The organism is Psychrobacillus glaciei (assembly GCF_008973485.1).
GTDB lineage: Bacteria > Bacillota > Bacilli > Bacillales_A > Planococcaceae > Psychrobacillus > Psychrobacillus glaciei.
On the sequence record NZ_CP031223.1, the window covers coordinates 2,245,314 to 2,265,542 of the forward strand.

Genomic DNA, 20,229 nt, shown 5'->3' on the forward strand with positions numbered 1-20,229 from the left:
CCTTACTGATTCCAAACGGAAAAGAGCAATTTTGTTCTTAAAGAAGTCATCCTTGTATGTGATGGGTCAAAGACAGTTGACACTCAGCAACATAATAGAGTGCTCTTTTTCTTACAAGACCTCGAACATAATCCAAATAGAAATGTTGTCCTTAATTGAAGATGAGAAAAGAAGGGCTCCCTTTTCTGTTAAAAAATCTATCACAAAACCGATTGTAAGTTAATAAAATACATACATAGTTCGTTTTTTAACGAAAGATAAGAGGTGATGAAATTTAATGTTTAAATATATGGACTATACATCTCCATCAACTCAATACACATTTGACGTTAATAAAAACCCCTTGTTCGTAAAAGATAAGCAAAATTATATAAACATATTAAGTATTGATCATTTGAATACACTTGATAATGTGTCTTTGTTAGATATTTTTCTTAGTAAGAATAATGTTGTAGAACCACACTATCATCAAAATGCAGCCGAACTCGTTTATTGTATATCTGGAGCTGCTATTGTATCGGTGTTAAATCCATTTACAAACCAACTTCTAAGTTACTATATTACACCAGGTCAAGTGGCAAACATTCCACAAGGCTGGTGGCATTATGAAGTAGCTACTGTTGATAACACTCATCTTTTGGCAATTTTTAATGCCCCTACTCCTCAAGTAATTTTGGGTTCTAACGTATTAAAATTTACACCTTCAAATATTATGTCGTATACCTATGGTATGAATGAAAATCAGTGGAAACAGGTAACTGCGTCTGTAAAACCCAACACTTATATAGGACCTACCTAATAATATCGTTATAGAAGGCAGACAGTATGCCTTTTAAATTAACTGTTCCTTTTCAGGACAGTTCTTTTTTTATTATTGATGAATACATCGTTACGCAGTTCGTGTCAAATCCCACATAAAACCTCAACGTCTCTTATTCAACTAAACTGCCAAATTTGTTTAAGTGTAACATTTCACAATGAATTTCTGAAATCTACTTGATGTTTTGGAAAAAAAAAGACCATCGAATTGATGGTCTTTTTGAACTAACGTACCCGTTAATGGAACATCTTTTTGGTATTTACCAAGAAAATATATCGTCTCCCTTAAATTTACAAATCAAATGATAAAAACTCAGACCGTGCCTGTTCATGCTTGTCGAGCATAATCTGTTCCGGCTTGATGCCCTGCTCACGCAGTACTTCAATGTTCTGCACGAGGAATTCATCGCTACCGACAACATAGAAGAGTCCATCCTTGTCTGCAGCAAGATTCTTCACTTCTTCATAGTAATCTTTACGGTTATCGACGTACTGTGATGTGAACTTCTTGTCAGGTACGGATTCAAAAATATTAGTGAATAAGAAATCTTTTGATGAGTCGATGTTTAGGGAATGAATTTGATTGACTTTGTCAGCACGTTCGAAATAATCAAGTACCAGCGGTCTGAAAGTTGCCAGGCCGACACCTGATGACAGCAGGTAAACATTTTTGTCTTCTCTTTTTAGCGGTACATTCGAATGAGTTTTAAATATTGCAACTTCATTACCTACCTCAAGATTGCTTAAAACCGTTTTAAACTCAGAGCACTGCTTTCTGATGCGTGTTGTGATACCGATTGAATTTTCGTGCGGTAAAGTGGAGATTGACATGTGACGAATAAGGCCGCGGTTTGGTTTATCTCCGTTATTAAAACCTTCCAGTGCGAAGTGGGTGTGGGAACCTTCTTCCCATGTAAAGTCTTTCGGACAGTCGAGCATGTACGTTTTAACCTCAGGAGTTTCTTCAATAATCTTATTTATTTTAGTCCAGAATATTTGCATTATATATTCTCCTTACTCAATTATATTTATCTGTTACTAATCTAGTATACAATGAGTGATAACTATTCTCAATTAAATCGTCCTTATAAATAATAGAGGTGCCAATTCTATTCTAGAATGGCACCCTATTGGGGAGTGTCAATATTTATGTGTACATGACAATCCAGCCTTTTCATAGTGACTGTCACTTATCATCTTTTAATATTCTTCTTTACTTATACCTACTTAGTATTTTTTCTGGAATATGACAATAATCATTTGGACATCTAGCTAACCTATCTTGATGTTCTTCTGCACTTCTCACATAGTTTGTAAGAGGTAATACTTCAATAACTATAAGGTCATAATCATTTCTCTCACTAAGAAACGCCTTCGCCTCTTTTAAGTGTTCAGGCTTTTCGCTATATACTCCTGTTCTATATTTCTCGCCAACATCCTGTCCTTGTTTATTCAAACTGTATGGATCAATGATTTCAAATAAATATCCCATTAATTCCCTGATTGTTACAACTGTCGGATCAAATCCTGTTTTTACACTTTCGGCGTAACCATCATAATCACCTTCAAGTGTATGACTTGTTCCATTAGCTCTTCCTGCTTCTGTAAACTTAACTCCAGGTAAAGTTTTTATAAAAGCTTGTACTCCCCATAAACAACCACCTGCAAAATATACTACTTCCATATTAACTCTCCTCTTTGTTTAAAAAACCAAAAAATTCATTCCAAGTAAATAGATGGAAAAAACTGTAGTTACTAAGTCTACTACACATTAAAATAATGACAAATTTTCTTATTCCACATTATTGCCCGATTGTTGAATACCGCTCTTACTGAATATTCACTATTACATACAACCAGTATATCATCTGCAATTTAGTATTACAGTGTTATCCATTCCAACCAATCATATAAAATAGTCCTAAGGATATCAAAGTGTTCATTAATCACTTATACAAATTCTATGATTAATTTAATAGTAATTATAATAGGGTTTTTTAGTGTTCTGGTGCAAATATAATTTGTTAAAAAAATCGCACCTCATTATCCTTCTTATCTGTGAATTATGATACTATGCCAAATAATTTATGTATGAATTCAATCTCGCTTTTGACAGACTTCACCCTTTGTTGAAGTTGTCCCTTTTTGAACATATGCATTACTTCTATACCACAGATAATCTGGTTGGCTGTTCGAAACGTTTATAACCCTAACATAGAACGGACTCGCTTCTTGATAAAGAGGTGATCTTGCTCACGTTATTATTCAAGTACTTCTGTTGACGGATTTGCATACCCTCTGGTATGCTTTTCTCCTTTTTCAACTGTTCTATTGCTATCGGATAAGCTGGATTCTTATCAACTGTGATAATACGTGGCATAGACACATGATTAGAACGCAAAGCTTTCTTGTGGAAATCCTTTGCAGCCTGTTTATCTCTTGTTTTACTCAAATAAAATTCAATTGTATTCCCTTGAGAATCGACTGCACGATACAGATACATCCATTTCCCTTTTACTTTGATGTATGTTTCATCGACTCTCCATGAATCGTTTGTTCGCTTCAGATACGGCCCTATTCTTGTATCTAATTCAGGTCCATATTGATGAACCCAACGCATAATCGTTGTATGAGCCATCACTCCCCCCCGTTCTTCCATCATTTAAACCAGGTTACGGAAACAAAAGTTGTACCGTAGATACCATCTCATTGTTAACAAAATAATTTCAAGCTGAAAATGTTTCCTCTTGAATGGTTGTTCCTTTTCAATAGTAATCACTCACCTTTTTAAGTAATAATGTTACTATTCCAACACTTTAGAGGTGAATTGCAGTTGGATAGATATTTTTGCACCAGAACCGCTCCATTATTATTACAGCTAGCACAGAAGTATAGTTTGACGAATTTCATTAATATCTAAAATAAAGATTAAGAGAACTCAAAAAAAGATACAACCTTTCCTTAAAGTAGTATCACTCTTTCATTTCCCTTTTGGTTTCACTCATTTCTTAATGAGCTACAAGAAAAGTTTAATATATTTGCAGTGTCACAAGGCGAGAGTTAGATAGGGGGGATTTCCCGATAGTTTAATAATGATGAATGAAGAATCCAAGCTAATTACTAATAGCATTCGGAAACGAAATATTTCCTAGGAAAGCGCAGAACACACCATAATTCGACACCAATCTGCCATGTATAAATAAGGTTAATTCATTCAAGTTCATGTCTGTGAAGGCTTCAAATAGGACTCTGGTTTTCTTGACCTTCAAGTTCAGTTGTATAATGTTGTGGGAGATAAGCCTTCTGTTGTTTGTACTAGACTTTTAAATGTTGTGCTTTTACAGAGTAAAATTTATTCATTAATTTCCATCAAAGTATAAATTATAGTACAACTTGATATCGGCAAATCCGGTTTGACTTAGAGGAATCTACGCTGAAGCAATTTTTGAACATCTCTGACTTTGCCATTTTGTGCTTTTTTCACTAGGTTGTTGATTTGGTTCATCCTTTGAATAAATAGGGAGGGTCAAAGGTCATGAAATGCAAGCAAACTCATGATGAGGCACGGTGATAGTTTGCTATATGTGTGATTATGGCTAACTTATAATATTAATTAATTTTCATCCATTCAGATTTGTTTTAAGTTTCCTGATTGAGCCACATAAAGGCACAGTCCCTTTGTGCAATAAAAAAATGGATCAAGCGTCATGCCTGATCCACTCTTTATATAAATACGTTTAAAATCTGCGAAAATTATTGTTGCATTTTACCTGCAGTAAAACCGCCATCAACTGCAAGTGTTACACCGCTAATTGATTTTGCAAGGTCTGAGCACAGGAATACAACAGCATTTGCTTGATCTTCTGCTGTAGACATTTTTCCAGCTGGAAGCGATGCAAGTACTGCTTCGTATTGTTCTGGTTTTGTTTTTGCCCAATATTCAATTGCAGGTGTAACAGTTGCACCTGGTGCAATAGAATTAATAGTAATGCCTTTTTGACCATATTCCAATGCAACTGATTTAGTTAAACCAGCGATTGCATGTTTAGATGCAGTATATGGAGCCATGTTTGGTGAACCTTCAATGCCAGCACCTGATGCTGTATTGACAATTGCACCGCCACCTGTTTTCAGCATTGCATTGATTTGATGCTTGATGCAGTAAAAAGTACCATACAGATTTACTTTTAGTGTAATATCCCAATCTTTAGAATCCATTTCAGCGATTGGTTTAAGACCTTTGTTAATACCAGCATTGTTATGTGCAAAGTCAAGTTTGCCAAATGTTTCAACTGTTTTATTTACAAGTTCGATTACTTGCTCCTCATCACTTACATCACATTTGAAAAAGGCTGCTTCGCCGCCGTTATCTTTGATAATTTGTACAGTTTCTTGTCCTGATTGTTCGCTTACATCAGAAACCATTACCTTTGCGCCTGCTTTTGCTAATGCAACTGCTGCTGCTCTACCGATTCCCGACCCCGATGCTGTGACTAATCCTGCTTTTCCTTCCATAATTCCTACCATTAAAAACACTCCTTTTATCATTAAACTATTTAACGTTAAACCATTTATTAGTTTACACGAAAATTTGTAAATAACAATTAAACTGAACACACTAATGAAATAAAAAAAACTTCAGTATTATTTGTTTTTTCAGTACTACATCACGATATTATTATAAATAAGAATTTAAACTACGAAAAATCGGAACAAAGGTTCTTCATTTACTCTCTCTGGTTTCCCTAATAAAGGTTTTTACTTGGAAGATGCGTGTAATCTATGTGTGTTCGATCCAACTAGGTGTAGCTTGATGTAGAAAGATTTGTAAAAAACCAATACTAACATTGGGTAGAGCAAAAGTATTGTGTGGTGCCAGCCACTCATTTAATCGTGAAAGTTCAAACAATGATATTTAAACTTTCACCTTTTTAAAACCCATACATTACCATATGAACAATTTATTTCATTAATAAGCTAAACTAAATAAACCATTGATATGTGCTAAGTAACGTACGTTACTTGCTTCCTTCATTAATGAAGCTGGTAACCCTTTAAGTGCTGTACCGTTAGCTCCAATTGAAGCGACTCCATCTTTACGACCAAGGCTTGCCAATGTACCGGAGTTTGTTGGTTCAAATGCTTCAAAGGTTTTTCCTTGTAAATAAGCATATAAGTTATATCCTACAAGCTCACCCATTTGCCAAGCATTTTGTGCAGTTGGCGCGTATGGACGACCACCTTCAGAAGGATAGGCAACTGCACTGTCACCTACTACGAATACATCCGGATGAGAGCTTGATTGAAGAAACTCATTAACCGTTGCACGGCCACGATCTACTGCAAGATCTGATTCACCAACCAATGGATTACCTGTGACACCGCCCGTCCATACAAACGTATTTGCTACAATTGTACGGCCATCTTTCAACGATATTTCATTACCACTAACATTTGTTACAGGTAGACCCATTAAGAATTCTACCCCACGTGCTTCTAGGCTTGCAGTTGCGCGTTCGATTAAATGATCTGGTAATACGGGCAATACTTTTGGGCCTGCTTCAACAAGTTTGATTTTTAATTCTTTTGGATCGACACCAAAACCTTTTGCGATTTTTGGCATATTGTCAACAATTTCCCCAACTAATTCGATACCAGTTAAACCACCACCACCAATTACAATGGTTGCATCGGCTTCATCTTTTGATTTTGCGTAATCACTGATTTTGCTTACCATATGATTGTAGAGTTTATTGGCGTCATCTACTGATTTTAACACCATGCTATTTTCTTCAAGCCCTGGTATACCAAAGTAAGCCGTTTTACTACCTAATGCCACAACAAGTGCATCATATTTTAAAATGGAACCATCTGAAACCTTTACCTCTTTATTATCGACTGAGAAAGATTCGACCTTTGCTATTTTTAGGTCGATTTCTTTTCCTTTGAAAAGCTTTTCTAATGGCATTGAAATTGCCTTTTCAGAGATTGTCCCACCTGCAAGTCGATGCAATTCAGTAATAATTTGGTGTGTTGGATATTGATTGATAACAGTTATTGTAGCGTCTTCACTTGATAAATACTTGCGTACAGTTAGAGCAGTTAGAAGACCGCCATATCCTGCACCTAAAATTACAATGCGTTTTGACATTTTGTTATCCCCTTCTTTGTCATCTTGGAGTAGTAGAATTATTTTCTATTGTCACGTTCAGCTGCTACTTGCAAATATGAATTCACAAAACGGAAAAGTTTTTGTGCCTGTGGATCTTTCATCATTTTTAGAAGACCAAAAAGACCAATTACTTCAGTTTTATCCTCTGCAAGTTCTTTGGCTTCAATCATTGTGGCTGCAATATTTTTTACAGAGGCTTTTACCGGTTCGCCTATTTCTTTAATGAAACCAAATGTATCATTTATTAATACATCGTCTGTTGCAACAGATTGAGCAAAATCATATGATTTATTCAAAATGTTGAGAAGCTCAGTTAGTTTTGGTAATTGCTCTACTAAGGCAGTTAATGACTCTTGCACTTCAGGTTTTAAAAGTTGATCAAGAATATCTAGTTTTTCTTGATTTGAAGTTACATTTACGATTTCTTCTGCAGGGTTTGTTGCATTATTCTGTGCTGTCATTTGCTATTCCCCTTTACTTTATTATTTAAATTAAACTGAACCTTACAACAGCAATAAAATTAAATTATTGTTATTGTAATAAAATGGAATAAAAATTCCACTAAGTTTTCCATTGAGTAATATACGCCCAAATTCAAGATAAATCAAATAAATAGTTTAATGTTAAAATATTTATTTATGAAATACATATTTCGGAAATTTATGCATTCACTATTTATAATTATTTTCTGTTTTAAATGGAATATACCCAATATTCTTTAAGTAAATAGTTTGCGGTTTGAATTTTTCTAGTATAATACTTACTACTTGCTAGTGTTCATATCAAACAGTTATATGAGTCCTTTCTGTTGCCGAATACCCCACTGCGCTATTATTGGTTCTGGAGCAAATATAATTTGTTTAAAAAATCCCACCTGATTATCCTTCTTTTCTATAAATAATAATACTATTCAAAATAATCTATGTATGAATTCAATCTCGCTTTTGGCAGACTTCACCCTTTGTTGAAGTTGTCTCTTCTTGATCAAGCGGTGATCTTGCTCCACGATATTATTAAAGTACTTTTGTTGGCGGATTTGCATTCCCTCTGGTATGCTTTTCTCCTTTTTCAACTGTTCTATTGCTATCGGATAAGCTGGATTCTTATCAACTGTGATAATACGTGGCTTAGAAACACGATTAGACCGCAAAGCTTTCTTGAAGAAATCCTTTGCAGCCTGTTTATCTCTTGTTTAACTCAGATAAAATTCAATTGTGTTCCCTTCAGAATCTACTGAACGAAACAGATACATCTATTTTCCTTTTACTTTGATGTATGTTTCATCGACTCTCTATGAATCGATTGTTCGCTTCAGATATGGCTGTATTCTTGTATTTAATTCAGGTCCATATTGATAAACCCAACACATAATCGTTGTATGAGCCATCAGTAAACCCCGTTCTTCCATCATTTCAGACAGAAAATATCTCCACATGAATAGTTGTTCGTTTTTCATACTATTCACGCACCTTTTTGAGTAATAATGTTACTATACTCACACTTTAGAGGTGAATTGCAGTTGTATAGATATTTTTGCACCAGAACTTTCCCTTGTTGTCCCTGTATATGGTGCTCATATAATTTAAAAGAGAGAAAAGACTTTTGTTGCTCCGACCTGCTGGCTCAAATAATCTGGCTGATCCTATAATGCAAAAGAAATTAATGACACAACCAAAATCTCAACTATTAATTGTGTACTATATAATTCACTAGCCTACTGTAAAAAAAGATAATATTTATGATGAGCCCAGAATGAAAACTGCTAGTCTTTTATAGCAATAAAATTCATATTTAACGTTTTGGGGATCAATGATTTTTAACTTGATGGGCATGCGGTGGTACCCAAAAGGGATTTGATGAAGCAAAGAAATTAGCTGAACTTTTTTCGGGTTATTCCAGTATAGGAGAATTTGAATATCAATTACTTATCATTTTGGAGAGATGAGTATAACTTTACTTAATTGAATAAGAATGAATAGGACCATATATTGTCTGGTATGTCTTCGAGAAGTTCCTATGTACCTAAAGTTTTATTAGACTGTTGCATTGAAAAAAAGAGCCGTTTCCCCGCACACTTTACGCGGGATAACAGCTCTTCTGCACACTATTTGTTCTTGCAAATGCCATTCTCACAAACTGGAACTACTTCGACTGAAGTGGGGTTCAGTACGGTTAACGGCTGTGATTCTCCCCATGCCGTCTCAAGTGCTTTGAGGAACACATTCGCCGGCTGCGCACCGGAAATAGCATATTTGCGATCGATGACGTAAAAAGGTACTCCACTTACTCCTATGCTTTCGCCCTTGAGATGATCTGCACGCACTTCGTCGGTGAACTGATCGCTTATTAGCATCTTCGCTGTAGCTTTCGGATCAAGTCCTTCCTCGGCAGCAATTGCAATCAACGTTTCATGAATGCCGACATGTTTGCATTCGGTAAAATAAGCTTTGAACAACAGCTCGGCTACCTCATTATTTTTACCATGCTGCTCCGCAAAGTGCAAAAGACGGTGAGCATCCAACGTATTTGTCAGCTGAAGTGTATCAAACCTAAGGTCCAAGCCATCTGCTTCAGCCTGTTTGGCAAGCCTCTCGTGTATCTCCTTTGCTTCTTCCCAGCTCATTCCAGACCTGGCGGAAAGCGCATCGTATGCATTATACGTAATATCTTTCCTCGCGTTTTTATTCAGTTGAAAGCTTTTGTAAACAATTTGTACATGATCTTTATGAGCAAATTGCTCAAGTCCGGCCTCGAGACGGCGTTTCCCAATATAACAGAATGGACAAGCAATGTCTGACCACACTTCCACTTGCATTTGAAACCCTCCTTCATACAGCAATACTTTCAGCATATTATATGTTTTCATTTATTTAACACGAACCATTTTTATGGATTCGCTAATGTTATTACTGGGACTTTTCTTTAGCGTATAACCCATTCAGGACTTGCACCGAGTGAGTATCTAACAGCTTAACTCTGCTGCGAGTCAACTTGGTTGAGTCTACTTTGTATAGTACAGTTAATCTAGAAACAAAGTCAATTTGATTGACTACATTTTAGAAGGTTTGATGTATGAACCATCATGTAAACACTGAGATGCAACTGCGAAGAATATCGAAGAAAATAATGCAACAAACACTAGAAATAGCATTACAAACTTTTTCATAAAATTATCTTCACCTCTAAATGTGCATTTGCGATATTCTCCACTAATTTTTTTAACAATCCATGAGATTAATCTCCAATTCAAACGAACGATTCGAATGTTGAACTAGTTTGTATAGTCCATATACACAAGTTTAACTTAACCCCGTTTCCCCGGAAGTTTATAAGTTCATTATTCAATAAAAAAAGCTGCCATGTAAATGCAGCTCTGTTAGGACAAATTTAAACACTCTTAAAAATCCTCTTTATTACCAAACAGGTCTTATCCTTGATAACAAATTACCTTCATTTGCTTCATAAACTAATTTTGTTAAATCTTCTTTGAGCATTTGCATTCGTTCAGCACCTATGTTTTCAATCCAACGTTGCTCAATATCTGTTAGTATCTTCTCTTTTGCTTGCACTACTAACCACCCTCGTTCGGTCAAAACAATAATTTTCCCTCTTTTATCTGTGGGATGAGCTTTACGTATTACATAACCACATTTTTCGAGATAATCCACCATTTTACTCACAGCTTGCTTTGTAATTCCTAAATGATCGGCTAGTTCGATACCTGTTGCTCCATTAGAAGTAAGACATTTAAACACAAAACCATGCACAGGTCTAATATCTCCAAATCCCAATTCACTCAATCTGTTATGTAGTTCATGAATCGATGCACTAAAAGATAATGACAACAGCGATGTAAGATCTAATTCACTAAAAACTTGATGATTCATACTTAAAACCTCCTTAACCTTAGTCAATTAGGTTGACTTTATTTACTTTGCATTGTACTATACACATTGTAGTCAATCAAGTTGACTATTTTCGAGAGATTTAGAACTCACCGAAAAAATAAAGAAATTATGGAGGTTTCTCATGACTAACATCGTAAAAATTAGAGGAAGTGTATTTGCTCCGTATGCTTGGTTGGAACCTATTAAAGATCCTTCAACAGGAAGAATCTTAGAATATACTGGTGATGCGCGTGAATTTACACCGAATGCTGTAAATACTATGCGTTCAAGACTAGAGCAAGAAGTGATTATTGACTTTTATAAAAAAGAAATTTTTTCACATGCAAATGCTTGTATCGTAACTGTAAAAATTACAAATCCAGATGGTTCTATCGAGTATAACAAGGGAAAAACAGGTACAGACAATATTAAATGCACAAATGTTGTGTGGGGAGATGACGAAGTTTCTTTTAAAATGAGTGCTAGTGCCAACAATCCTTTGAATACAGCAGCACCTGCAGCTGACTATGTATTAACTATACACGTTAAAAAAAGTGGGGTTACACATATTGAAGGTTCCCATGATGGTTTTCCTTGTTATGAATTTTATAAACAAACAGATTTCGGTCCATTTGAATTAATATATACACATGATTTCAGAAAAACTGGTGACACTCCGGCAGCACTAGCTGGGGAAATGGAATACAGTTTTAAAACGACCATCTAGATATATAGACTAAGTAAAAGTGTAGAAGCAGAAAATATTCAAATAAACTCATTATTAATACGGAAGAAATTGGGATTTGTTTTGCTAAATGAATCTATATGATTAGACAAGATAAAAATTTGAAACTTTAGAGGTGTTTTTCATGAATACGATCGTTAAATTTAGAGCAAGTACATTTATTCCAATGGCCTGGACTGAGCCTAAGAAAGGTACTCAAACAGGAAACACAATCGAATTCGAAGGTGATTCACGTGAATTTACACCATATGCGGTCAACGCTATGCGTTCTAGAATGGAACAAGAAGTAGTCGTTGATTTTTATAAAAAAGAGATTTTCACATATGCGAATTCTGGCATAACAACAGAAAAAATCACGACTCCTGATGGTTCCGTTACTAAAAGAACAGGAAAAGCTAGTACGGAGCGTATTTTGTGCACGGACATTGTATGGGGAGAGGATGACGTCAAGTTTCAAATGAGTGCTAGTGCTAGCAACCCACTAAATGAACTTGCTCCTCCCGTTGATTATCTATTAACTGTACACGTCAAAAATGACGGTACTGGCGATATTCACGGTGAACATGACGGATTCCCTTGTTATGAAATTTATAAGCAAGTAAATTTTGGGCCGTTTGAAGAAATTTATACACATGACTTTAGAAAAACGGGTGATACACCTGCAGCCATGGCTGGTGACATGGAGTATAGTTTTAAAAAGAAATTGTAAAGATAATAAGAAATCAAAATATCACAACATAAGAGCTAGCAACAGGAGGAAAAAAGAATGACAACAGTTTTATTTGTAAAAGCAAACAACAGACCAGCCGAACAATCGGTGAGTGTGAAATTATATGATGCCTTTTTAGCAAGCTTTAAAGAATCTCATCCAGATGATACAGTGGTAGAACTTGATTTATACAATGAAGAATTGCCATATGTAGGAGTAGATATGATTAACGGTACATTTAAGGCTAGTAGAGGATTGGATTTAACAGCAGAAGAAGCAAAAACAGTCGCAGTTGCTGATAAATATTTAGACCAGTTCCTTGCTGCTGATAAAGTTGTGTTTGGATTCCCATTATGGAATTTAACAATCCCAGCTGTACTACACACATATATTGACTATTTAAACCGAGCGGGTAAAACATTTAAATATACACCAGAAGGTCCAGTAGGTCTTATTGGACATATGAAAATTGCATTATTAAATGCAAGTGGCGGGGTATATTCTGAAGGACCAAAAGCTGATGTTGAAATGGCAGTTAAATATGTAGCAAGTATGATGAGCTTCTTTGGTGTAAACGATCTAGAGAAAGTCGTGATTGAAGGCCACAATCAGTTTCCAGATAAAGCAGAAGAAATTATTGCCACAGGTCTGGAAAAGGCTGTTCAAGTAGCAAGTACGTTCTAATTAGCAAAACATTTTCACTAAATATGGCAGTACCACACTTTTATAGCGGTGGTACTGCTTTTTTATTCGCATATCTCGCTACCGAGAGCTGTGTCACAGTCTCCGTAGTCAGTAAATTTCACAGGATTAATATAGAACTGGTTCTCATCTTGCTCAATGCGCGGACGGCGACACAGTAGGCCAATCGTTCATTGTGACATGGAGATGTGATGATAAATGCCATTCTTTAGTCCCACTTTATCTATCTTATATACTGTTAAAAAGATCTGTACTATGCGGTAAGTGTTTTTTCGCAGTCTGTTCGATGTAAAGTCCTACTTCACCAAAACCGGTAGCAATCAGCTTCACTTCCCCATCATAAGTATTTAGGTAGCCAACCGCATAAATACCCTCTATGTTTGTTTCTACGAGGGAGTTCACCACGATGAAATTCTTTTCGATTTCCAATCTCCACTCTTTAATTGGTCCCAATGATGACTTGAATCAGTAGTTAACGATAATATCATCTACATCTAAAATTTCTTTTTCACCTTCCGTATTACAGATGACGATTTTGGTGGCGAAGATTTTGTTGTTGACAGGTCACTTATAATCGAACCGATTACTGAAAAAGTGACAATTTACTTGAATTAAATTGTGAATCAGTAATCAAAATTTCAAGGTCATTTCATCTATACCTAACTATTAATCTAATTCAGTCGATTGGCTGAAGTAAATTAAAAGTAAACATGATATTTTATATTTATATACTAAGTTGTATATAAGTCGAATTGTGACGTAGTATACATAAAAATAATTAATGGTGAGATTAAATCTAAAATCATTGTGAGGTAATTCAATGAAAACAAAAATTCCATTTACAATTATTAGTAATGATTCCACAAATGGTGACGGAGGCTTTGGAGTCGGTGTAATTGATTTGAACAATGTAACACCGATTATTATTGACTGCCAACAGCAGCAAGCCTACATTGACGTTGAGGCTCTTCATGGACGAAGTAAAATAGAGAAAAAAGTACGTTTTTTATCCGATAAAGCACACGCCTCTAATGATTTCAATAAGTATTGGATTGTTTGGGTAGCTATGCAAGTTAGTGAACAAGGTCCCTACTTTTTCGGAATTACTGCAAGTGAGATACGTGTTTCAAAAGAAGAACGCCGAATTAAGCTTGGTTTTAAATCCTTACCTGAACAAGTAAATTTTTTAGATAAAGCTCTAAAAGGAAAATATATATTTTCCCATATGGATGCCCCTTCAAAAAAACTCTTAAAGCAATTTTTAAGAGAAGTGAATATCGATTATTTTGAAAATTCTTCTTCCGAATTAAAAGAACTGTTAGGAGTTGAGTAAAATGGCTTTTGTCATTATAGATGCTTGTAGTCAAGAAAAAGCTGCGAAATGTCTAGATGTTTGCCCTGCCGATTGTATTAAATTAGCTGATACCCAATATGTCATCAATCCGAATCTCTGCATTGATTGTGGTGCTTGTGAAGTGGTATGCCCTGTTGAAGCCATTTATCATGAGGATGAGCTTTTAGCTGAGGATAAGCACTCACATTTACTTGCAATAAATCATTTTAGATAGTGTTGATTTCCTAATATGATATTTTATAGATGTACAATTTGAACAAGTATTTTAAACCGAAAGTAGCTACTTCAGCTACTTTTTTTTCATATTAGCTAAGATTATATAGGAAGAAAGCAACCATTTCTCTATGTAAAGAGTTAACTTTATGTGAAATGGCATAAATCAGCATTAGACAATCTTGTACAACTAAAAACACAAAGAACACGGTATTTTTTATACTTTCTTTTTCTTTAATAAAATCACCTTTTAGAATCCTGATTACTAATCTTGCATCATCCTCTAATGGCTTACCGTAATGTTCTCCAACATCCCAAAATAAAGAAACAAGCACTAATAGGAGTGCTTGTTTCTTTGGCAATAAAGGGATATTCTCTTCAATTATCTTGCAGTAGCTCCACCATCAATAACGAACTCTGTCCCCGTTGTGAAAGAAGATTCATCAGATGCAAGGAATACAACTGTATGTGCAACTTCTTCGGTAGTACCCATTCTTCCAAGTGGATATGCAGCATTTAACTCCTCTGTCGTACGTCCGGTTGCTTCTGAAGCATAGTCTGTCATTGCAGTTTCAATAAATCCTGGATGAATAGAGTTTACACGCACACCTTTGCCAGCGAATTCAATAGCAGCATCTTTTGACATGATGCGAACAGCACCTTTACTTGCCCCGTAAAGAGCATGTCCAGGAGCTCCAAATAATCCAGCAATTGATGAAGCATTAATAATAGAACCTTTATTTTGTTCTACCATCACAGGTATCACATGCTTCATACCTAAGAAAACTCCTGTTACATTTATAGACATTAAACGATTCCAATCATCTAATTCTATTTCAGTAAGAGGTTTAATGATATAGATTCCTGCGTTATTAAATAATACATCGATTTTATTGAAGTGGCTTTTTGTTTCACTAACAACCTTTTTCCAATCGTCTTCGTTGCTTACGTTATGTTGTACGAAAATGGCTTCAGCACCCATCGCTTGAATTTCTTGAGCAGTGTTCATAGCCGCCTCTTTATTAATATCAGTAACTACTACCTTTGCCCCTTCTTTCGCAAATTTTAATGCTGTCTCCTTACCAATTCCAGTTCCTCCACCAGTAATAATTGCAACTTTGTTTTGTAATCTCATATTAAACTCTTCCTCTCTTGTATTAGATATCTTTTTCAAAAAATATAATTAAGCCTGCTTTTTTAAATCCGGTTTAACAAACAACAAGAATAATATTGAACATAATAGGATTGCACCTGAAATCACTAAAATGGAATTATTATATCCTTGAATTATATTATCTTTTGATAAACCTATAAGCATTCCAGTCGCTACAGGAGCTATCATTCCACCTACATTTTGAAATGACATTAAAATACTTGCCATAAGTCCACTTCGCTCCGGTACTAGCTTCATCATAATTTGTGGGCCAATTGCAAAGTTTGCACCCGTTAAACCATAAGCTAAACCAAATGCAATGACATTCCAGACAGGATTTTGTATAAACACCACAGTTGCAAGCAACAGACTACCAATAACGGCTGATACACCAATTACCATTACACGGGATAAACCCCAATTTTGTGTTTTAGCAAGCACTTTATCAGAAACCATCGACACTAGAAAGATTATTGCAGCGGAACTTATTCCAACTATTGAAACAGATACTCCCATCTGACTAGAAGTTAGGCCTGCTACTTTGGTTAAATAGTTCGGCATCCAGATTGCCGTCCATACGACAAATATAAAAGTAGAGAAGGCAAGAAATAATGTAAAAATAGAAGTTGGTGAAAAAATTTCCTTAACTACTTCTTTACCACTTTTCTTTTGAATGCTATTTACAACTGCATTTTTTGTTGCTGCCTTTTGCTCTATACTAGAAGGGCTTTCTTTTGTAGTAAATATAAATAGGAGAACCCAAATTACACTTATTCCTCCAAATACGGCAAAAGCAACTTTCCATCCGAATGTTGTCAGCCCAATGATTACAGGCGCTAAAACTAACCCTCCCGCTGTTGCTCCTAAAGTAAATATAGAGCTTGCGACTCCGCGTTTTTCAGCGGGGAACCACTTATTGATATGACTCATTGCAACTGGACCAAATGGACCTTGAAAGATTCCTAATAGAACTCTATATAGAATCAGCGCGCTAAAACCATTAATCGCTAGAGCCCCAAATTGTATGATGCCCCACGCTAGTATAATAATGGAAAGTATTTTTTTCGTTCCAAACCGATCAGAAAGTGCAGCGCCGATAATCCCAGTAATTGGAAACAACCAATAATATGCACTTCCCACTAAGCCCCATTGGTTAGAATTCAAACCAAGATCATTCATAATTAAATCCGCTGAAAGACCGATTATATTTTTTCCAGAGAAATTAATTAAATTCCCAAAAAACAAAAATGTAATAATCCCCCAAAGAATCCAGCTGTATTTCTTGTTCGAAGCTAATGACTTGCCCATCTAGATGCTCACCTCCTAAAAACTTTATTCATGAAATTAACTTTTATTAGGAATAATAGTAACAAATCTTTCAATTAGAGTATGAATTCACTCCAATTTCTTCCATTAAGGCCGTTTATTAAAGGTTTTCAATATTTTATTGGGTTCCATCGCATATTTTTCACATACCAAAGCATGTTGCGATATAATAAAAATAGGGGATGTCACCATATTCTTTATGTTTAGAACCACTGGGCCCAACGTCTTTAATCGATGAAATTTTACTCAAGAGTGATTCCGTGAATTGAAAGTTGTCACAAATTCACAAGTTGTTCACATTCATTACTTTACAATGTCACAGCCGCTAGAACTATCCTATAAATTAAGGGTTAATTCGTAATTTACACCCTCAATATATAGGTAAATTATCTGTAAAAGGAGCTACTTTAATATATGCAACCTGATTTATTCCCCTATAGCGATATATCATTTGAGGAATTTAGAATCTTTCTAAAAAAAAGTAAAACCAAACTTCAAATAAATGTTAATGTACAAATTAGATTAGAAACAAATCTATCCAAAGAAGAACAATCTATTATTGAATTTCTCGCAAGTTCATTCTTGCAAATTTTAACTGAATCAAATGAGGATAAGACTCAAACCGACTTAGATACCCTTTTGACTACTTGGATACAAACGTATTCAATGATTTTGAATTATCATTACTTATACTTATTCCACCTTATTCTAGAAAAGGCTTTTGCGAATCTATTAAAAAATTCAGAAGACGCAAAGGCTTATTCGTACATGTTCTATTTGCCGACTATTGCTTCTAAAATTTCTAACCAATTATCTAATTGGAAGAATCTTATTAAAACTTCAGATGATTTTCATTCCCATTCTTCGCAGAATTTATTGCTTTCATATTTGGAATTGTTTCCGATTAAAGAACTTTTTCTTGTTCAGCATCATAATATAACTAGCCCTGTAATATTTGGTTGGGGAAGAACAGAACAAGAAACAATCCGAAGAATTCCTTTTTATCCGCTTGTAGATACAAACAATGCTCAATTAAACGAGTTATCTGAGCATTCACTAACATTAAAAGTTGGTGAAACTAGCATTTATCTATACCCGATAACAACATTAGAAAAGGATCAAGAAGAAACAATCAGAAATTATCTGTTTCGTTTTAATGATTTCGCTAGTAATAATGCTCAATATGAAAAAACTTTACTAAATAAACTTCAAGTTCTAGATGAATTAAATAAAGTTCTCATAAGCTACTCCGGAAGCAATGACTTCATAAAAATAATAAAGGGATGCGAAGAGCTTCTTAACTATAAAAGATGTGTTTTCTATGCATATATCCCTTGGTCAAATGAGTTTAAAGGTGTTATTGGTGAAGAATTAGTAAAGGTCCAAAAAACACAAGGATACGTATATCCGAATCAATTGTTTCATACCATGCTAATTACAAAAAAGCCAATATTCATTAAAAACCCAGTACATACGGTAAAAAATGAGACAATTGAGTTATTCAATCTTTCTTCACTAATTGTTGCTCCAATATGTCATTACGAAGAAGTTCTCGGTTGGGTGACTTTAGATCAGGTGGGAAAAGAGTTTGATTGTACGCAAGAGGATTTACAACTTGTGGAGGAAGTTTGCAACAGAATTGGTTTATTTTTAAAAAATTTCGGACATAATGTTTCACCAAGTAATAATATCGAATTAACTGATCGCGAGCTAAGTGTATTAATGCTCCTAGCAGATGGGTACGATAATAAAAAAATGGGGGACTTCCTCCATCTAAGCGAGCATACAATTAGAGATTACATAAGTAATCTTATGATAAAGTTAAAAGCAAAAAATCGAACCCAAGTTGTATCATCTGGATTCCGTCTAGGATTGTTAACCTAATTTCTAAGCAATACACTTTCTCGTGATTAATATTATATAAAGTGCCTGGTTCTACTTCGAATAGTGGTGACAATGAACCACTATTCCGTAACATTGATACGTGCGACAACTAGACATGCACAAGTGATTTTAAAAATGTACACAATTAATATTGCCAATACTGATACTGACCTTAATCCAGGCTAGCGTATTCCATAGAACTATTTAGCTCTCCTCTTATTTTAAACGATTAAGCAGGGGTCTTCTTAAGTATTGTCATTTTTTTTCTTGAAGAAACTAATTTTCATGGTAGTTGAATAAGAAATAGTGGTCTTTTATATAACTTCTAACACAAAAGTGTAGGATACTTCACCATTTGACCATTTTGCAATTATCTCAAAGATATACTTACCTTTACTAGTCGGTGATAATAATTGATTATTTTTTAACGTAACTTCTTTTTCTCTTCCGTTTTCATTCCAAAGGTAGAGGGATACCCTAGGACTTTCTTCAATCTCAATATTTATGTTTGTGTTCGGTTCTACCATAATGGTACTAAAATTTTCAGCTATTTGGAATGGAGATGCAGCATCGGTTTCTACAATTTGTGTATCTAGACCTTGCTTTCTTACCCATCTATAATTTCCAACTACCATTTCATACTCTTTATCATTAACATTAATTGAACCTGTCATAGATGGGGGAAATTCATTTTTACTTCCTTCCACTTTTTTATTCTTTTCATCGCTACCATTAGAACAACCCGTTATCCAAAGCGTAGAAAAGACTAACATTGCAAAGGATAAAAATATTATTTTCAAAAACATACCCCCCTTTTTCTAAATTAGACATTAATGCACCTTAAAAGTTTCATTTCTTGTTTAACTAGTCGAGTAGAAGGGAACCTCTCTACCTTGCGGTAGATTGTGCTCCTCCCCCTCACAGAACCGCGCTTGCTCTATTTACGCACACGGCTCCTCCAAGTCACCATTCACAAGATGTACCTAATCTCTTTCGATCAGATTTGCTTATTCTGCTATCCTTAATAGTATAGTTTCCATTTATTTTCTCTACCTCTGTGTGTAGTAAATGTGTCACTAGTAAGGGTGATAACTTGGTAGCAGCCTTTCCTCCATCGGCATTACTCAACTTCATAGGTACTACGCTACTATCCGACTCCCTACATCGGCATTTGGTTTCCTTGCTTATTATCGCTTGTACACCATACTCTTCTATAAGAAGAAAAGACCGGTAGGGCCTCCCGAGTTGCCGTATCATATCCATGT

Annotated in this window: 18 protein-coding genes and 3 pseudogenes; 7 read left to right on the forward strand and 14 right to left on the reverse strand. The window is 35.1% G+C overall.

Annotated elements, in window-relative coordinates; all coding sequences use genetic code 11:
- Positions 1 to 277 precede the first annotated feature (277 nt).
- On the forward strand, positions 278 to 799 hold the full coding sequence (locus tag PB01_RS10400; RefSeq protein WP_151700150.1) for a cupin domain-containing protein: 522 nt from the start codon (positions 278 to 280) through the stop codon (positions 797 to 799).
- 311 nt (positions 800 to 1,110) lie between these two features.
- On the opposite strand, the gene PB01_RS10405 is transcribed toward PB01_RS10400, so the two are convergent.
- The 9 genes and pseudogenes from PB01_RS10405 to PB01_RS10445 form a co-directional block, all read right to left on the reverse strand.
- Positions 1,111 to 1,821: a ferredoxin reductase domain-containing protein gene (locus PB01_RS10405; RefSeq protein ID WP_151700151.1), complete on the reverse strand. Its 711-nt coding sequence runs from the start codon at positions 1,819 to 1,821 to the stop codon at positions 1,111 to 1,113.
- Positions 1,822 to 2,032: 211 nt separating this feature from the next.
- Positions 2,033 to 2,503: a peptide-methionine (S)-S-oxide reductase gene (locus tag PB01_RS10410; protein ID WP_151700152.1), complete on the reverse strand. Its 471-nt coding sequence runs from the start codon at positions 2,501 to 2,503 to the stop codon at positions 2,033 to 2,035.
- A 379-nt stretch (positions 2,504 to 2,882) separates the two neighbouring features.
- Positions 2,883 to 3,589 (reverse strand): annotated as a pseudogene (locus PB01_RS10415) (IS6 family transposase).
- Positions 3,590 to 4,572: 983 nt separating this feature from the next.
- The gene (locus PB01_RS10420) at positions 4,573 to 5,346 is read right to left on the reverse strand and encodes an SDR family NAD(P)-dependent oxidoreductase (protein ID WP_151700153.1); all 774 of its coding nucleotides are present in this window, start codon (positions 5,344 to 5,346) and stop codon (positions 4,573 to 4,575) included.
- 442 nt (positions 5,347 to 5,788) lie between these two features.
- Positions 5,789 to 6,970, reverse strand: coding sequence for an NAD(P)/FAD-dependent oxidoreductase (locus PB01_RS10425; protein WP_151700154.1), 1,182 nt, complete (start codon positions 6,968 to 6,970; stop codon positions 5,789 to 5,791).
- A 38-nt stretch (positions 6,971 to 7,008) separates the two neighbouring features.
- Positions 7,009 to 7,452: a helical membrane plugin domain-containing protein gene (locus PB01_RS10430; protein WP_151700155.1), complete on the reverse strand. Its 444-nt coding sequence runs from the start codon at positions 7,450 to 7,452 to the stop codon at positions 7,009 to 7,011.
- 449 nt (positions 7,453 to 7,901) lie between these two features.
- Positions 7,902 to 8,447, reverse strand: a pseudogene (locus PB01_RS10435) (IS6 family transposase).
- Between the two features lie 648 nt (positions 8,448 to 9,095).
- Positions 9,096 to 9,806 (reverse strand): DsbA family oxidoreductase, encoded by a 711-nt coding sequence (locus PB01_RS10440; RefSeq protein ID WP_151700156.1) that lies wholly within the window; start codon positions 9,804 to 9,806, stop codon positions 9,096 to 9,098.
- A 598-nt stretch (positions 9,807 to 10,404) separates the two neighbouring features.
- On the reverse strand, positions 10,405 to 10,878 hold the full coding sequence (locus PB01_RS10445) for a MarR family winged helix-turn-helix transcriptional regulator (RefSeq protein ID WP_151700157.1): 474 nt from the start codon (positions 10,876 to 10,878) through the stop codon (positions 10,405 to 10,407).
- A 142-nt stretch (positions 10,879 to 11,020) separates the two neighbouring features.
- On the opposite strand from PB01_RS10445, the gene PB01_RS10450 reads away from it, so the two are divergent.
- The 3 genes from PB01_RS10450 to PB01_RS10460 all read left to right on the forward strand — a co-directional run bounded on the left by PB01_RS10450 (position 11,021) and on the right by PB01_RS10460 (position 13,016).
- A complete protein-coding gene (locus tag PB01_RS10450) occupies positions 11,021 to 11,605 on the forward strand; it encodes a DUF3238 domain-containing protein (RefSeq protein ID WP_151700158.1) in 585 nt (194 codons plus the stop codon).
- Between the two features lie 142 nt (positions 11,606 to 11,747).
- Entirely contained in the window at positions 11,748 to 12,332 is a 585-nt protein-coding gene (locus PB01_RS10455; RefSeq protein WP_151700159.1) for a DUF3238 domain-containing protein, read from the forward strand.
- Between the two features lie 57 nt (positions 12,333 to 12,389).
- Positions 12,390 to 13,016, forward strand: a complete 627-nt coding sequence (locus tag PB01_RS10460) for an FMN-dependent NADH-azoreductase (RefSeq protein WP_151700160.1) — start codon at positions 12,390 to 12,392, stop codon at positions 13,014 to 13,016.
- A 246-nt stretch (positions 13,017 to 13,262) separates the two neighbouring features.
- Here the strand turns inward: PB01_RS10460 and PB01_RS10465 are convergent.
- Positions 13,263 to 13,571: pseudogene (locus PB01_RS10465) on the reverse strand (ferredoxin--NADP(+) reductase); the annotation flags it as partial.
- Positions 13,572 to 13,854: 283 nt separating this feature from the next.
- Here PB01_RS10465 and PB01_RS10470 point away from each other — a divergent pair.
- A complete protein-coding gene (locus tag PB01_RS10470) occupies positions 13,855 to 14,367 on the forward strand; it encodes a YwhD family protein (RefSeq protein ID WP_151700161.1) in 513 nt (170 codons plus the stop codon).
- Between the two features lies 1 nt (position 14,368).
- Positions 14,369 to 14,602, forward strand: coding sequence for a ferredoxin family protein (locus PB01_RS10475; protein WP_151700162.1), 234 nt, complete (start codon positions 14,369 to 14,371; stop codon positions 14,600 to 14,602).
- A gap of 91 nt (positions 14,603 to 14,693) precedes the next feature.
- Here the strand turns inward: PB01_RS10475 and PB01_RS10480 are convergent, their stop codons facing one another.
- The 3 genes from PB01_RS10480 to PB01_RS10490 are packed head-to-tail and all read right to left on the reverse strand — an operon-like array spanning position 14,694 to position 17,062.
- Positions 14,694 to 14,963 carry a hypothetical protein gene (locus tag PB01_RS10480; protein WP_151700163.1) on the reverse strand — a complete coding sequence of 90 codons (270 nt, stop codon included), beginning with the start codon at positions 14,961 to 14,963 and terminating at the stop codon, positions 14,694 to 14,696.
- A 20-nt stretch (positions 14,964 to 14,983) separates the two neighbouring features.
- Positions 14,984 to 15,736 carry an SDR family NAD(P)-dependent oxidoreductase gene (locus tag PB01_RS10485; protein WP_151700164.1) on the reverse strand — a complete coding sequence of 251 codons (753 nt, stop codon included), beginning with the start codon at positions 15,734 to 15,736 and terminating at the stop codon, positions 14,984 to 14,986.
- 48 nt (positions 15,737 to 15,784) lie between these two features.
- Positions 15,785 to 17,062: an MFS transporter gene (locus tag PB01_RS10490; RefSeq protein ID WP_151700165.1), complete on the reverse strand. Its 1,278-nt coding sequence runs from the start codon at positions 17,060 to 17,062 to the stop codon at positions 15,785 to 15,787.
- A 432-nt stretch (positions 17,063 to 17,494) separates the two neighbouring features.
- Between PB01_RS10490 and PB01_RS10495 the strand changes: the two genes are divergently transcribed.
- Entirely contained in the window at positions 17,495 to 18,964 is a 1,470-nt protein-coding gene (locus PB01_RS10495) for a LuxR C-terminal-related transcriptional regulator (RefSeq protein ID WP_151700166.1), read from the forward strand.
- 314 nt (positions 18,965 to 19,278) lie between these two features.
- Here PB01_RS10495 and PB01_RS10500 read toward each other — a convergent pair whose 3' ends face one another.
- Complete coding sequence (locus PB01_RS10500; protein WP_151700167.1) at positions 19,279 to 19,764, reverse strand: hypothetical protein; 486 nt, start codon at positions 19,762 to 19,764, stop codon at positions 19,279 to 19,281.
- Positions 19,765 to 20,229 lie beyond the last annotated feature (465 nt).

Bases quoted from the DNA above. Each gene is read 5' to 3' on its own strand.
- PB01_RS10400 (WP_151700150.1), top strand. From the start codon at position 278: ATGTTTAAATATATGGACTATACATCTCCATCAACTCAATACACATTT.
- PB01_RS10405 (WP_151700151.1), bottom strand. From the start codon at position 1,821: ATGCAAATATTCTGGACTAAAATAAATAAGATTATTGAAGAAACTCCT.
- PB01_RS10410 (WP_151700152.1), bottom strand. From the start codon at position 2,503: ATGGAAGTAGTATATTTTGCAGGTGGTTGTTTATGGGGAGTACAAGCT.
- PB01_RS10420 (WP_151700153.1), bottom strand. From the start codon at position 5,346: ATGGTAGGAATTATGGAAGGAAAAGCAGGATTAGTCACAGCATCGGGG.
- PB01_RS10425 (WP_151700154.1), bottom strand. From the start codon at position 6,970: ATGTCAAAACGCATTGTAATTTTAGGTGCAGGATATGGCGGTCTTCTA.
- PB01_RS10430 (WP_151700155.1), bottom strand. From the start codon at position 7,452: ATGACAGCACAGAATAATGCAACAAACCCTGCAGAAGAAATCGTAAAT.
- PB01_RS10440 (WP_151700156.1), bottom strand. From the start codon at position 9,806: ATGCAAGTGGAAGTGTGGTCAGACATTGCTTGTCCATTCTGTTATATT.
- PB01_RS10445 (WP_151700157.1), bottom strand. From the start codon at position 10,878: ATGAATCATCAAGTTTTTAGTGAATTAGATCTTACATCGCTGTTGTCA.
- PB01_RS10450 (WP_151700158.1), top strand. From the start codon at position 11,021: ATGACTAACATCGTAAAAATTAGAGGAAGTGTATTTGCTCCGTATGCT.
- PB01_RS10455 (WP_151700159.1), top strand. From the start codon at position 11,748: ATGAATACGATCGTTAAATTTAGAGCAAGTACATTTATTCCAATGGCC.
- PB01_RS10460 (WP_151700160.1), top strand. From the start codon at position 12,390: ATGACAACAGTTTTATTTGTAAAAGCAAACAACAGACCAGCCGAACAA.
- PB01_RS10470 (WP_151700161.1), top strand. From the start codon at position 13,855: ATGAAAACAAAAATTCCATTTACAATTATTAGTAATGATTCCACAAAT.
- PB01_RS10475 (WP_151700162.1), top strand. From the start codon at position 14,369: ATGGCTTTTGTCATTATAGATGCTTGTAGTCAAGAAAAAGCTGCGAAA.
- PB01_RS10485 (WP_151700164.1), bottom strand. From the start codon at position 15,736: ATGAGATTACAAAACAAAGTTGCAATTATTACTGGTGGAGGAACTGGA.
- PB01_RS10490 (WP_151700165.1), bottom strand. From the start codon at position 17,062: ATGGGCAAGTCATTAGCTTCGAACAAGAAATACAGCTGGATTCTTTGG.
- PB01_RS10495 (WP_151700166.1), top strand. From the start codon at position 17,495: ATGCAACCTGATTTATTCCCCTATAGCGATATATCATTTGAGGAATTT.